Origin of the sequence: Prevotella herbatica (genome assembly GCF_017347605.1) — a bacterium.
In the GTDB taxonomy this organism is placed as follows: domain Bacteria; phylum Bacteroidota; class Bacteroidia; order Bacteroidales; family Bacteroidaceae; genus Prevotella; species Prevotella herbatica.
Genome location: NZ_AP024484.1, coordinates 3049057 through 3062703, shown reverse-complemented (window position 1 = coordinate 3062703; position 13647 = coordinate 3049057). Strand labels below are relative to the sequence as shown.

At 38.8% G+C, this 13647-nt stretch carries 13 protein-coding genes and 2 tRNA genes; 4 read left to right on the top strand and 11 right to left on the bottom strand.

Features of this window, described 5'->3' with window-relative positions:
• Window positions 1-58 precede the first annotated feature (58 nt).
• From rsmG to prwr041_RS11610, 4 genes are read left to right on the top strand one after another with little or no spacing between them, the layout of a single operon-like run.
• Window positions 59-688 (top strand): 16S rRNA (guanine(527)-N(7))-methyltransferase RsmG, encoded by a 630-nt coding sequence (gene rsmG / locus prwr041_RS11625; protein WP_207153929.1) that lies wholly within the window; start codon window positions 59-61, stop codon window positions 686-688.
• 10 nt (window positions 689-698) lie between these two features.
• Window positions 699-1343, top strand: coding sequence for an MBL fold metallo-hydrolase (locus prwr041_RS11620; protein WP_207153928.1), 645 nt, complete (start codon window positions 699-701; stop codon window positions 1341-1343).
• A 4-nt stretch (window positions 1344-1347) separates the two neighbouring features.
• A complete protein-coding gene (gene ruvC, locus prwr041_RS11615) occupies window positions 1348-1917 on the top strand; it encodes a crossover junction endodeoxyribonuclease RuvC (RefSeq protein WP_207153927.1) in 570 nt (189 codons plus the stop codon).
• Between the two features lie 33 nt (window positions 1918-1950).
• Window positions 1951-3435, top strand: coding sequence for an ATP-binding cassette domain-containing protein (locus tag prwr041_RS11610; RefSeq protein WP_207153926.1), 1485 nt, complete (start codon window positions 1951-1953; stop codon window positions 3433-3435).
• 54 nt (window positions 3436-3489) lie between these two features.
• Here prwr041_RS11610 and prwr041_RS11605 read toward each other — a convergent pair.
• From prwr041_RS11605 to prwr041_RS11555, 11 genes are all read right to left on the bottom strand, one after another.
• Window positions 3490-3563: transfer RNA gene (locus tag prwr041_RS11605), tRNA-Asp, on the bottom strand.
• A gap of 26 nt (window positions 3564-3589) precedes the next feature.
• Window positions 3590-3666: transfer RNA gene (locus prwr041_RS11600), tRNA-Asp, on the bottom strand.
• A gap of 66 nt (window positions 3667-3732) precedes the next feature.
• Window positions 3733-4266, bottom strand: a complete 534-nt coding sequence (locus prwr041_RS11595; RefSeq protein ID WP_207153925.1) for a GNAT family N-acetyltransferase — start codon at window positions 4264-4266, stop codon at window positions 3733-3735.
• Window positions 4259-5452, bottom strand: a complete 1194-nt coding sequence (locus prwr041_RS11590; RefSeq protein WP_207153924.1) for a glycosyltransferase family 2 protein — start codon at window positions 5450-5452, stop codon at window positions 4259-4261. The genes prwr041_RS11595 and prwr041_RS11590 overlap by 8 nt, the downstream gene beginning before the upstream one ends.
• Complete coding sequence (locus prwr041_RS11585; RefSeq protein ID WP_207153923.1) at window positions 5452-5898, bottom strand: hypothetical protein; 447 nt, start codon at window positions 5896-5898, stop codon at window positions 5452-5454. The genes prwr041_RS11590 and prwr041_RS11585 overlap by 1 nt, the downstream gene beginning before the upstream one ends.
• Window positions 5895-6506 (bottom strand): recombination mediator RecR, encoded by a 612-nt coding sequence (recR, locus tag prwr041_RS11580; protein WP_207153922.1) that lies wholly within the window; start codon window positions 6504-6506, stop codon window positions 5895-5897. Before recR ends, prwr041_RS11585 begins: the two co-directional genes overlap by 4 nt.
• A gap of 26 nt (window positions 6507-6532) precedes the next feature.
• Window positions 6533-7018, bottom strand: coding sequence for an outer membrane beta-barrel protein (locus prwr041_RS11575; protein WP_207153921.1), 486 nt, complete (start codon window positions 7016-7018; stop codon window positions 6533-6535).
• A 2167-nt stretch (window positions 7019-9185) separates the two neighbouring features.
• Window positions 9186-9488, bottom strand: coding sequence for a four helix bundle protein (locus tag prwr041_RS11570; protein ID WP_207153920.1), 303 nt, complete (start codon window positions 9486-9488; stop codon window positions 9186-9188).
• 69 nt (window positions 9489-9557) lie between these two features.
• Window positions 9558-11360, bottom strand: coding sequence for a DUF4906 domain-containing protein (locus prwr041_RS11565; RefSeq protein ID WP_207153919.1), 1803 nt, complete (start codon window positions 11358-11360; stop codon window positions 9558-9560).
• Window positions 11361-11417: 57 nt separating this feature from the next.
• Window positions 11418-12146: a FimB/Mfa2 family fimbrial subunit gene (locus tag prwr041_RS13805; protein ID WP_394370821.1), complete on the bottom strand. Its 729-nt coding sequence runs from the start codon at window positions 12144-12146 to the stop codon at window positions 11418-11420.
• A gap of 231 nt (window positions 12147-12377) precedes the next feature.
• Complete coding sequence (locus prwr041_RS11555; protein ID WP_237072234.1) at window positions 12378-13598, bottom strand: fimbrial protein; 1221 nt, start codon at window positions 13596-13598, stop codon at window positions 12378-12380.
• Window positions 13599-13647 lie beyond the last annotated feature (49 nt).

The following is a 13647-nucleotide window of genomic DNA, read 5'->3' as shown; positions in this document are numbered from 1 at the left end:
AATCGTCACGTTCTTATAATTATTACATTATCATAAATATAGAGTAAATATATAACACATGATAGAAATCATAACAAAATACTTTCCTGAGCTTAACGAAAAGCAAAAGCAACAGTTTGAAATGCTTAATGCTTTATATCGTGATTGGAACGCAAAGATTAACGTTATATCTCGCAAAGATATAGACAATCTTTATGAGCATCACGTATTACATTCACTAGCTATAGCGAAGGCTATAAGATTTAAAGACGGTTCCAGAATACTTGATTTCGGAACAGGTGGCGGATTTCCTGGTATACCTTTAGCTATTATGTTTCCAAAATGCAAATTCAGACTTATTGATGGGACTGGAAAGAAAATCATGGTTGCCAATGAGGTGGCAAACGCATTGGGATTACAAAACGTAGAAGCATTGCATAGACGCGGAGAAGAAGAAAAGGGAGAATATGACTTCGTTGTGAGTCGTGCCGTAATGCAATTGCCATTGTTGACAAAAATCATCCAAAAGAATATCAGCAAGAAACAAAATAATGCACTTCCTAATGGCCTACTTTGTCTTAAAGGCGGTGACCTTAAAGAAGAACTTAAACCATATCTGAATATTATTGACGTCATGCCGCTTGAAGACATGTTTGACGAGGAGTGGTTTAAGGAAGATAAGAAACTTATTTATTTACCAATGGCTTAAATCTAAATATATGCTGAATATCAAACGCTTTACGTGCAACATGCTACAGGAAAACTGCTACGTTGTTAACGATGAGACCAAAGAATGTGTTATCATCGATTGTGGTGCATTTTGGGAAGAGGAAAAGAAAGCTATTACTGAATATATTAGTGATAACGAGCTTGTGCCAAAGCATCTTATTGCTACACATGCACATATTGATCACAATTTTGGAAATGCCTATATTTATGAACAGTTTGGATTAAAACCTGAGGTTCATTCTTCTGATGAGAAACTGATGAATAAGCTGAATTCTCAGGCTGAATCTATCGCCGGCATCCATTTAGATTACGAAATGCCACCTGTAGGAAAATATCTTACGGGAAGAGATACAGTAAAGTTTGGAAATCACACATTTACTATCATAGAAACGCCTGGTCATTCTTCGGGTAGCGTTTTCTTTTATTGTGAAAAAGAACATGTCGCATTCTCTGGTGACACTCTATTCCATAATTCAATAGGGCGAACAGACTTTGAAGGAGGTTCTAAATTCATGATTATACAGAGTCTTAGAATTATTTGTCAACTTCCCGACAATACACGTATCTTCCCTGGACATGGTGAAGAGACATCTATCGGACAAGAACTAGCAGAAAATCCATATCTTGACAGATAAGTATATGGACAAAAAAACTGATAAAATAATATTAGGCATTGATCCTGGTACTAACGTCATGGGATACGGTGTACTAAAAGTCACAGGAAACAAAGCCAAGATGATATCTATGGGGGTCATTGATATGAGAAAGATACGTGACCCATATCTTAGGCTAGGAAAAATTTTTGAAAGAGTTACGGGTGTGATAGAAGAATACCTCCCTGACGAACTAGCTATTGAAGCTCCTTTCTTCGGCAAAAACGTACAATCCATGCTAAAACTAGGACGAGCTCAAGGAGTTGCAATTGCAGCCGCAATATGCAGAGACATACCAATACATGAATATGCACCATTAAAAATAAAAATGGCTATCACCGGTATGGGGCAAGCATCTAAGGAACAAGTGGCAGGCATGCTTCAATGGCTTCTTAATATTGATGAGAAAGATATGCCTAAGTTTATGGATGCAACAGACGCACTCGGAGCTGCATATTGTCATTTTATGCAAATGGGAAGACCATCAACAGAAGCCAAACATTATTCCAATTGGAAAGATTTTGCCATAAAAAACAAAGATAAAATTCAATCTTGAAGAACAATATAAAGATTTAAATAGAGACTTATCATGCAAAAGATTATCAAAATTCAGGATGGAACAACACGTATGCCAGAATGGCGTATGGCTGAACCTGTTAACTTTGAAACAAATGATGGCGAACATATAGCTATCGTCGGACCAAACGGTGGGGGAAAATCAATGCTAGTTGACATTATTGTTGGCACACATCCACTGCTTATGCATGATCCGGAATACGATTTCTCACCAAGTGAAAAACCACTTGTTTCAGACAACATTAAATACATAACTTTCCGTGATAGTTATGGAAGTGACAATGACCGCACATATTACCTGCAACAAAGATGGAACCAACAAGAAATTGACGAAAACACTCCTACCGTTGGTGACAAACTAGAAGAAGCTTACAGTTTGGCAGGAGTGGACACACCAAAAAGAAGAGAACTACAAAAGCATATATACAAGATGTTCCACATAGAGCATCTATTGGATAAATATATTATTTTGTTGTCAAGCGGTGAACTAAGAAAGTTTAAACTAGCCTCTACCCTGTTTGCCAATCCAAGAATATTAATAATGGACAACCCTTTTATTGGTCTTGACGCCAACACAAGAGATCAACTGAAAGAATTATTAAAAGAATTGTCTTTGGAGAATGCCCTGCAAATAATATTGGTATTAAGTAAAAGCGATGATATTCCAGATTTCATAACACATGTTGTTGAAGTAAAGAAGATGAAAGTATATCCAAAAGTTAAACTTGAGGATTATATCAATAATCGTCAGGCTATACCTAGTAGAGTACTAAGTAAAGAATATGAACAGGAAATAATAAACTTACCTTATAAAAGCAACGAATATCATACCAATGAAGTTGTTAAGATGGATCAGGTTTGCATAAAATATGGCGAGCGAACTATTCTTGACAAATTGGACTGGACTGTTATGAATGGAGAACATTGGGCGCTCAGCGGACAAAATGGCGCAGGTAAGTCAACACTGTTAAGTTTGATTTGCGCTGACAACCCGCAAAGCTACGCATGCAACATAACACTATTTGATAATCCTCGCGGAAGCGGAGAGAGTATATGGGATATCAAAAAACATATAGGATATGTTTCACCTGAAATGCACCGTGCTTATCAACGTGACATGCCCGCTATAAGAATTGTAGCTAGTGGTATGAAAGATTCTGTCGGTCTGTACATGAAACCATCTGAAGAAGAATTTGAACAATGCAAATTCTGGATGAAAATATTCGGGCTTGATAAAATTCAAGATCGAACTTTCCTTAAACTATCTAGCGGTGAACAAAGACTAGTACTTCTTGCAAGAGCATTTGTAAAAGATCCTGAGTTATTAATTCTTGACGAGCCACTACACGGACTTGACAACACAAATAGACGAATGGTGAAAGATATCATAGAGACTTTCTGCAAAAGATGCAATAAGACTATGATTATAGTGACTCACTATAAAGAAGAACTACCAAACTGCATTGATCACGAGATACATTTAATAAGACATTCATAGGAAACTTCTTTATACAAAAAATCCTCAAAACAATAAAGTTTTGAGGATTTTAAGCGGTGCGTACGAGACTCGAACTCGTGACCTCCTGCGTGACAGGCAGGCATTCTAACCAACTGAACTAACGCACCAGTTTTACAAATTCATGAAAGGCTTGTGGCGGTGCGTACGAGACTCGAACTCGTGACCTCCTGCGTGACAGGCAGGCATTCTAACCAACTGAACTAACGCACCATAAAAGAGCCTTATTCTGAATTGCGAGTGCAAAGGTAATGATAATATTTTATTTCTCCAAAACTTTTAAAGTGTTTTTTCTAAAAAAATTTGCATTAAAACAGCATCATTGTATTTTTCGCCATCAAAAAGCCACCCCTCTAATTGTGTTTTACTACTGAAACCCAAAGAGTTAAATAGATTTATTGAAATTTTATTATCATTTCTTATTATAGCATAGATTTGTGCTAAATGTATTACTTTGTGACAATACGAAATAACCTTAAGTAATGCAGCCTTGGCAAAACCACGATTTCTATACTCACTCATTATAACTATTCCTATCTCAGCCCTACGATGTTGTGGATTAAAATCTACCAGATCTATAATACCGACACAATTATTATCAGAATCAACGATCATTAACCTCACTTGCTTATCCGTATAGATATCGCCACTTGAATTAGCAATATAGTCATGAAGCAGAAAGCGAGAATACGGAACATTTGTGACTCCTACATGCCACAGCTTATCATCATTCTCTAAATGATAAAGCAGTTCCAGATCTTCTGGTTCAATTGCCCTCAAAGTAACCTCTGGTAATTTATCAGTTTTATTCATTACACATCACCTCCTCTGCTGTTATTAATACATTATCATAATATGTTCCAATGGATACATGCTTCATAGGACAACCTGCAAATATGCTCAACACATGCGAATAACTATAAACAGTCATGTCATATACAACATATATCATTCTTTCTGGATCAGAAAGCAAATATTTCAGATGACCATCAGGACAACTATCTTGACTGGCATTTATATATTCAGCATCTAATCCATTATTAAGTGCAATCCCTTTGCACTGCTCCAACATGTCATTTCCACCAATAAACATATATGCTGATTTTGGGTTATTTTCTTTTCCTCTGAATCCAAGAGATCTAGACATGCTTAACAGTCCATTTTTTACAAGAGCTACCATCGCTTTGAAAAATATAGCAGCCTTCACTGGTAAATTTATCAAATAAGATGAATTGTAATAGTGCTTTCGCATAAAAATAAGCATAGACTCATAGAACACATGCACGTACCTATAAGATGTCTTTTGGGTGCTCTCACCTTTATAATGAAGTATAGATAATGGCAGATACCAATTCTGCCATCCACTTTCTAAAAGACGGCAGCTTAAATCTATATCTTCACCATACATAAAATAATCTTCGTCAAGTCCCCCTACTTCATTATATGCCTTACGACGAATCATAAAGAAAGCACCACTAACGACTTCTATTCTATGCGGTTCATCCCATGACAAGTAACTCATATAATAATGTGCAAGTTTATGATGTCTGGGAAATCTTGCACACAATCCACTCATCTTATAAAATGCAGCCATCGGAGTAGGCAATCCTCTTCGGCTTTCCATAGCATTGCTACCGTCAGCCTTAAGCATCTTCACACCTACAGCTCCAGTTTCAACATGCGTCCTAATAAAATTCAACGCATTAGCAATAACATCTTCTCCAACAATCGTATCAGGATTAACCATCAAGACGTATTCCCCGTTGCTCTGCCTTATGCCAATATTATTAGCACGCGAGAAGCCCATATTATGCCCGCAGTGAACAAATCTTACATAAGGGAATATAGGCTTTAAATATTCAATGCTTCCATCATCTGAATGATTGTCCACAACAATAACTTCTGACTCTATATCTTTCAAAGCCTTAGTTAAGGAATGAAGACACTGCCCAAGGTAGTACTTCACATTATAGTTTACAATTATTACAGACAGAAGCATTATTGCTCGCCTTTTATCTTTTCGTATTCAAAGTTACATCTTTCTAATGTTGGAAATATAAAGAAACTTGCTAGAAACAAGATTATTCCCATATAACCAAAAGCTACATTCATATACATATAATACAAAATAGCATTTACTATCATCGGTATTTGCAACATATCCAAACGTATAATAGCCCAGGCTATAAACGAAGAATGAAGTTCTGTATTATCTGATAGTATAGCATTACGTACGTTCTTGAATTTAAATAGACGTAATGATACAGGGATTAAACATATTGTTATGATTTCCATTAATGAAGTCATCATGAAATCAGAACTTTTGTTATCATGCATAATCCCAACATTATTAAACCAGTCGTTTTCGCCACAGACTATTATTGCCAAAGCAAACGCCAACACGATAAAATAATTTATTGTGAGTATTTTTACTGCTTGTTTCATTGTTTAAATGGTGTTCTGTTTAATATTGAGCGCCCCAAAGTAACTTCGTCCGTATATTCCAATTCGTCGCCAACAGATATACCACGAGCTATCACACTGAGTTTCACATCATATTGCATAAGTTTCCTCGATATGTAAAAATTAGTCGTATCTCCCTCCATTGTGGAACTTAATGCGAGTATAACTTCCCGAACATCTCCTGTACTTATTCTATCAACCAAAGAGTCAACCTCAATATCACCAGGTCCTATACCATCCATTGGTGATATTATTCCACCGAGCACATGGTAAAGTCCATTAAATTGTTGCGTTTTCTCAACAGCCATGACATCTTGAATATTCTCTACAACACATATCGTTGATGCATCGCGACGACGATCAGAACATATCGGACAAACATCCGTATCACTGATATTATGACAGACTTTACAATACTTCACTTCATGCTTTAGTGTCATTATCGAATTACAGAATTCATCAACATCAGAGACATCACGTCGCAACATATTCAGGACAAGACGCAAAGCTGACTTACGCCCTATGCCTGGTAGTTTTGAGAATTCACTTACGGCTTTTTCTAATAACGCCGAGGGATAAGTTTCGGACATATAATATTTCTAAGTACTATTATATCTTACAAATATATACCGATTCCAACTTTAAGTCCGATAGTAGAATACTGACTATGATCCTTAAGGCTCTGATCATAATATAAAGCCGGCTCAATTGTTACGGTTTTACTTATGAAAAAGGCATACCCCACTTCTACTCCTGGCATAAAATCATTATAGTGCCCCGTATGCACATATTTAGCACCAGCTCCTAGGAAGATGCCATTCTGCTCAATATAATAACGTGCACCTGCACCCACTTCATAATGATTAGGAATTACATCGCTCGAACTTGTTTGGTAACCTAACTGTGCCGAAAGCATTATGTCATCAGTAATGAAATATCCTGCTTTAGCCTGTAAACCAAGATTAAGTTCATCAGCACCATTATAACTCAAATTCAATCCTGTAAGCGAGGCTCCGCAATACATCTTGCCTTCTTCAAATTGTGCACTGGCACTAACTGTCATCAGAAGAGCGGCAAAAACCATTAATAGTTTCTTTTTCATAATCTGCATTTAGATATATAAATATTTTGCTATATGTATAGATTTTAAATCTTATATTATCTTTCTATACAATGCAAATATAGACATTTTTTTACTATCATACAAATTTCTCAACACTATTTCACTAAAAGGTAACTAGTTCTATTCGGCTTTAATTTTTATAAGTAGATATAACAACCTGTTAGCGGAATTAAATTAGTAAATATTTAAATCCGGCAACGAGTATTACCCTAGTTCACAACAGCTTCAGATATCATTATAGAACTTTCCATCAAATTTAAAAAAGACTTTTTTATTACATTTTCAATTACTGAAAAATAGAAATATCCCAAAACTTTCAAAAAGAGCAAATAACCTCCACTAGTAACATAAACACTTGATTGATAATATTTTATCGGTGGAGGTATACTTCCACTATCCTCCACGTTTTTGTAAACTATTTAAAAATATATTACTATTATCAACAGTAAACCTAAACTTTAAAAAAAAATATAAATTCAAACATACTTACATTATGCCACATAACAAAGCAATATCAACCAAAATCCATTGGTATAAAGGCAAAGCTATATCATCAAGTTCCTATTTCTACAATCAAACGTTTGCGTTTTCACGATATAAAGTTTGCATTGTATCGTTACAAAGTTTCTGATCCTACGATCAAACGTTTGCGTTTCTACGTTATAAAGTTTGCATTGTATCGTTATAAAGTTTCTAATCCTACGATCAAACGTTTTCTATTATGTAGTACTAACGTTTTTACTTTATCGATAAATAAATTCACTTGTGTTTAAATACAAATTAGAATAGAGTTATTGGTACTTCTACAAATACCAACAAGCCTACTTTTAATTGCATCATTTTATCTTCAGCTATATAATAATTTAAAGGATGATGCACGATTCTCTCTGCGCTTAAGGAATTGAGCAAAATTTATGTTTTAATTTTTTTATATGAAAGAGAAGGCTGAGAGTCCACCGAACCATCACTCTTTGATTAAGGGGGCTTGTTCTGCAAAAAAAATGAGCCAGAAACCCTGTTTAAAAGGGCTTCGGGAACTATTCACATGCTATTCCTTATTTTTATCGGACAGCAACAAATTATTTCATTTTATTTTTACAAATAGAAGTAACATTTCTAGATTTATAATTCTCAAGAAAGACATTACGGTGATTTGCTTTACTGCCAGAGACACGACTTAATGGTGAGACTAAAAAGCGGTTTTGGTATTATACTTTAATCAAATTCTATCGTTTTAGATACAAATACGTGCTAATAATGTAGGAACCATGTAGGAAAGATGTAGGAAAAGGCACTAATATACATCATATAAACTATTGATAAATAACAATTTAAGTCAAAAATGTAGGTAATGTAGGTTATTTTTCTTTTTTTCTGGAATCTTTTTCTATTTAGGGGGGTAGTATTCTCCATAAATACCCCTTGATTTTAAGTCATTTCACGCTTGCTCTATTAAAAATTAATCTTTTAATTACGTTGATTTTATTGACGCTTTTTCCTTGTATTTTATTTCTTCCATAAATATCAGCTGCCCTCAACATAGCTCAAGCTAGCTTGGATCTGCTCTCACTTGCTTGCTCTTCCATCATCCTAAACCGTAATATAAACGGCCGTTCTCCCGCAGATCTCGCTGATTCACGCAGATAAAAGACAGTTAGGACAAATGGATCTGCAAGCAGATGCCCAAATCTCGCTGACAAAGACAGTTGCGACACTGCTGTATATAATGCGGTTCACGCTGTTTGTTGTTTTGCTGTTTGTCTGCGAAATAATGCAACTTGCTGCATTCCTCTGCATTATCTGCGGGAGACAATGCTGTTCATGCTGTTGGCCGTTTGTCTGCGGGAATCTGCGGGAAACAACATCTGCTTAAGCAGATACAAAGGCGATATCCCCAAGAAATATCTACAGGAATCAGCGGGCTCTTTAAAAAAGAGCCCCACACTCGCGTGTGAAGGCTCTCCAATACATCCCCACTGGGATATACTCTTCTTAGACTAAATAGCCTTAGAAGAAAATGAATAGAACTAACTATTCATTAATTATTTATAGTGATAATTATTTAGACGTCCTTCGATTCTCACGAACCTACTCTTCACATGAACGAGTCACAAGGGACATCGTAGAATTGAGTTATATCTTATTCTTATACCATACAATTTTCTGCATACTTTGCATAGTTATTCTGCGGTATCACCCGCTGTTCTACACTTAATCTGAACAGCATTACCAACATGCGGTATCGGTCATCAAGTTGGGTTATTATAGGCAGTTTATTGTAACTGCTGTTTGCTCTATATATCAGAGACAACATATCCAGATTGATATTCACCATCTTTTCGCCTATTGTGTAGCGATAGAAACGTGGATAATTTTTTACTCGTTCTATTACCATGCCTAGCATGGTAAAAGTGTCCTTATAGATAGGAAGATGATCAGATTGTGACATTGTAAGTATGTTTCGACCGCCAAAGGCGGTATTTTTTAAAATAGATAAAGTTATAAATAGATAAAGTGATTAATAAGCGAGGACAGCCCTAACGCAGTAGCCGTTACTGACCCCCTTACCGTTGGAGTACAAGATCACGGCCGAGGGATTGAAGTACACAATCACGACGTTGCCGCCATCATACTCTGACGCAGCCCAATAGTAACTAGTATGTTTCAAAGCTGTGCCTCCTGCCGCTGTTAATTTCGTATCAAAGGTTGAATAATAACCTGACAAACCTGATATTATAGTAGTTATACCACTAGAACTTATACGCATACCTTTTATAGTCGTCTTTTGAGGATCTGTCCATGTACAAAGATTTTCCATTATATCCCACCAGTCACCAGCACTTGGAAGATACCATTTTCTATTTAATAATGAACCGGTATGTGTAGTACCATCGCTGTAGATGTTACAATAATACCATGCAGGATTACTAGATAAACCAGCAAAAGCACTACTTGCCGCATCATAGCCGCTGCTTACATCATTAAAACATGTGCTAAATGCCTGGCAGTATGGATGAACGGTCTTGTCTGGATAAGGTGAATTATTAGGAGTAGAATTACTTGACCAAGCACAAGGACTACCATTATATGCATCTTTCAATGCGATTGCTCTTCCGTGACGGCAACCGTCATTATATTGAGCCTGAGTAACCTCACTAGAAAAGATGAGACCTACCGTATGATTAGGGCTATATGCACTTCCATTAGTTCCGTCGTCATAAAGATAGTTACCTATAGGAGCATCGCCCATATACATATTACTTCTACCACTAGTTATCGTTGCCTGATAGGTTACCCTTGCATCGCCGTTGCCGCCGTTTGCGCCAAGGCTTATATTGCACTGGTAGCTCAAGTTGCGGTAGACATTGAAGTTGGTAAGATCGGTCGCAGGTGTGGCTACATTCGTTACACCGCCAAGATAGATGCGATAGGTAGATGACCAACCACTACCCTTCGCATTAACGAGAAGATAGCTGGCACTGGCTGAAGCAGAAACAGGAACGTTGCTGCTGTTGCGAAGTACTTCTGTCGTAGCATTACTGTTGCTGCCGCAGAGATTCTCGTACACATAGTAAGTCTTTGATAAGGCTGTGGTCTGACTCAGACTGCTTACAGCCGTAAAGTTACCATAGCTACTTGCTCCTGCTGGAGGACCTGCAACAACAGAGGCTGATGCTGGCACATGGCTGTCTGTGATATAACTGCTAAGAGGCACATTGCAGAGCTGATACCCCGTGATTGTTACTCCGCTTGCTGGGGTTATCGTGAAGGTGACCTTGCCGCACTGATGATATAATGGGATGGCAAACTGATTGGTGCCAGGATCTATTGTCGGTACATCAATATGACCTATCATCATTGCCCCTGTACTACCAGCTGTACTGCCGTTGTTCTCTAAATCTGCAGCGTTGGTTATCGTGGTGTACATCGTATTCAGCTTATCTACTGTATTCACACCAGCAAAATAACTTGAAGAGCCTGTATTGGCGATAGCGTAGATTTTACAGTTGCTCGCTGAACGTGTGGTGACAGGTACTGAAACAGAACCTGCTGCCACTGAAGACTGATATGTGCTACCAATCAGAGAACCACTTGTATCGAAGATCATTACGGTGATATCGCTCACGATATTCTCATTGGTAGTATTGATGGCACGCGTCTGGTTGCCATCACTGATGCAGAAAGTCAGCTTCACTGTTGTTGTATCTCCGCTATTCGAAGTCGAGGAGAATTCCTCGCCTGCACAGGATGCAAGAATGAGACACAGGGACAATAAGAATACTGGGACTGAAAGGGAATATATAGTGTGATATTTGTTCATTTTACTTATTAACTTAACTATGATGAATGTATAGGGATTACAAACATACTTTCATATCTAGTAGAAAATGGTGCCATTGTTTGCATCGCTCCATGGCATCACATTAATATTGACGCCCATCTTACCCACATCAACAACAATTGCCTTGTCGTCTTCCGGTGAAAGGGTTATAGGATCTCCAGAGGAGTCCGTAGTACGCTTAAATATCGGGTTGTCGTTTTTGTAAAGGGTGAAGGTAACCTTCTCGCCATTAGCCGTGGGAAGGGCATTGATGATATCCGTAGAGAACACACCATTGCTGTCGAAGCCGCCATGAGGCTCATAGACCACGCTGTCACCCTTTATACTTCCGTCAAAGGCAAGGGCACTGCGGAAGCCTTCTAGCTTTACGGTGTAGTTACCCTCTCCCATCTGGCTGAGAAGATTACGGATAACAACGTGGATGCGCACGTTCTTATTCATCATCGTAAGAGTGGCAAAACTGGAGTCGCGAAGTGCATCGCCGGGACTGTAGCTGAAACCGCCGTAGCAGATATAGCTCATCGGAGTGACCTCGGTGATTGTGCCTGAGGTTCGTGTCACAGAGCGGGACTCACCAGAGCTGCGGAGTCTTGCGCAGACACTGCCAAGGGAATCTCCCAAGACTGGAGGAACGAGCTGAACGCTGTCACTACTGCCTAAGCCCACTGCAACAAGACGCATCGTCTGGCGGTTGTCGAAGCAGAGATAGTAGCGACCATCAGGCTCTCTGGATACCTCATGGGAGTAGCGGCCGTCTATAAACATATAGGCATGCACGCTGCCTGCCACAGAATCAGGCAATACTTCGCCTGTCCTCGTGGTTAGGCGAACGCCGACATTGTACTGCACACGAAGGCTATCGTCGTCGTTGATGCAGCTACACATTAGGGGCGAAAGCATTGCCAGAAGGATGCAGGTGATAAGTATATGCCTAATTTTCATTGAGCTTTAGTTTTATTGTTGTTATTTGATTACTGTTATTCAGAATATGCAGTTTTAGTTGAACACATTACTCTGATTAGCGGGTGTGAAATCCTTCACTGTGATGTTTGCCGTTGCTGTCTGAGGATCAATAGCTACTGTAGGACTTGATGAACCCTTACCCTGAATAGTCACATCAATGATATAGTTTTTGTTTGGATAGATCTGCTTTGCAACAGTGCCTCCGTCTGGAATGGTGCTGCCAGATGAATTATAGTTAATGTTAATAGGATAGTAAACTGGAACAGCTGAAGCTGATCCTGGACCGTCAGGATCGAAATCACCTCTGATGACAAGGCGGGTTGAAGTTGCTGCACTACTAGGCATGCTATAAAGATAGAGAATGTTGGTCACTGACGGTGATACCGTTCCCCAGTTATAAGTGCTACCTGTATTCACACCGCTCAGCGTAGCATTCACTGGAGTGAAACCTATGGGTGAAGCTGTACCGAGATATGCCTTAAGGTTTGAAGAAACTCCTGATTCTCCCTGCTGAAGGGTTCCCACGGTGGCAAAGGTAGAGTAGCTTGTCATATTAGCGGCGTCTACAGGATAAAAGTCAAGCTTGTCTGGAACGTTTGACAGGAAAACAGCAGTAGGTTTGAACGTTGCAGCCGAGTAGGCACCAGTGGCACTGAAGTTCACGCTGAGTGATCTAAGCGTAATCTTTGATACCATGTGATATACGTCTACAGAGGCAGAAAAGGTCGGTGATGATCCAGTAATGGTGCTGGTACCGAACATGGGAAGATTACCGGTGGCAACTGTTGTGGCAGAAGGGTTTCCGCCTGCAAGGGCGTCATCAATAGCAAGAGTTTTGTTCTCGAATTCGGTCAGATTCTTGGCACCGGTAAAGGTTCCTGCCTTCGCATTCACAGCAACAAGGACCTTATCACCGGAGGCAAGCTGACTGGTCGTAATGGAAGGACTGGTGGAACTCGTGGTTACCTCCTGAATAGTCTTTACCGGATAGTTACCATTTACGTCGGCAGTCTGGTCAAAGATACCGATGGTCACAATACTGATGGCGCTCTCAGGATTGGGAGTAAGGGAAGCAGGATCTGTATAGATGGCGGCACGGGTACCGGCAGGTTTCAGATTCAGGGTTAAGGTCTGAAGACCCGTTGAAGGCTTCTCTGTTGTAGGAAGCTCCTCACTTGAACATGAGGACATTAGGCACAGCACTGACAATGCAGGCACTGCAAGGCAGGCGGTCATGATGGTTTTAATTCTCATAATCTTATTTCTTTTTAATTATTAATACTATATTTAGTCCTTATATCTC

What these genes read in the sequence shown, in the direction of transcription:
- rsmG (WP_207153929.1), top strand. Translation starts at nt 59, where the DNA reads ATGATAGAAATCATAACAAAATACTTTCCTGAGCTTAACGAAAAGCAA.
- ruvC (WP_207153927.1), top strand. Translation starts at nt 1,348, where the DNA reads ATGGACAAAAAAACTGATAAAATAATATTAGGCATTGATCCTGGTACT.
- prwr041_RS11610 (WP_207153926.1), top strand. Translation starts at nt 1,951, where the DNA reads ATGCAAAAGATTATCAAAATTCAGGATGGAACAACACGTATGCCAGAA.
- prwr041_RS11570 (WP_207153920.1), bottom strand. Translation starts at nt 9,488, where the DNA reads ATGTCACAATCTGATCATCTTCCTATCTATAAGGACACTTTTACCATG.
- prwr041_RS11590 (WP_207153924.1), bottom strand. Translation starts at nt 5,452, where the DNA reads ATGCTTCTGTCTGTAATAATTGTAAACTATAATGTGAAGTACTACCTT.
- prwr041_RS11595 (WP_207153925.1), bottom strand. Translation starts at nt 4,266, where the DNA reads ATGAATAAAACTGATAAATTACCAGAGGTTACTTTGAGGGCAATTGAA.
- prwr041_RS11585 (WP_207153923.1), bottom strand. Translation starts at nt 5,898, where the DNA reads ATGAAACAAGCAGTAAAAATACTCACAATAAATTATTTTATCGTGTTG.
- prwr041_RS13805 (WP_394370821.1), bottom strand. Translation starts at nt 12,146, where the DNA reads ATGTTTATAGACGGCCGCTACTCCCATGAGGTATCCAGAGAGCCTGAT.
- prwr041_RS11555 (WP_237072234.1), bottom strand. Translation starts at nt 13,598, where the DNA reads ATGAGAATTAAAACCATCATGACCGCCTGCCTTGCAGTGCCTGCATTG.
- prwr041_RS11620 (WP_207153928.1), top strand. Translation starts at nt 699, where the DNA reads ATGCTGAATATCAAACGCTTTACGTGCAACATGCTACAGGAAAACTGC.
- prwr041_RS11565 (WP_207153919.1), bottom strand. Translation starts at nt 11,360, where the DNA reads ATGAACAAATATCACACTATATATTCCCTTTCAGTCCCAGTATTCTTA.
- prwr041_RS11575 (WP_207153921.1), bottom strand. Translation starts at nt 7,018, where the DNA reads ATGAAAAAGAAACTATTAATGGTTTTTGCCGCTCTTCTGATGACAGTT.
- recR (WP_207153922.1), bottom strand. Translation starts at nt 6,506, where the DNA reads ATGTCCGAAACTTATCCCTCGGCGTTATTAGAAAAAGCCGTAAGTGAA.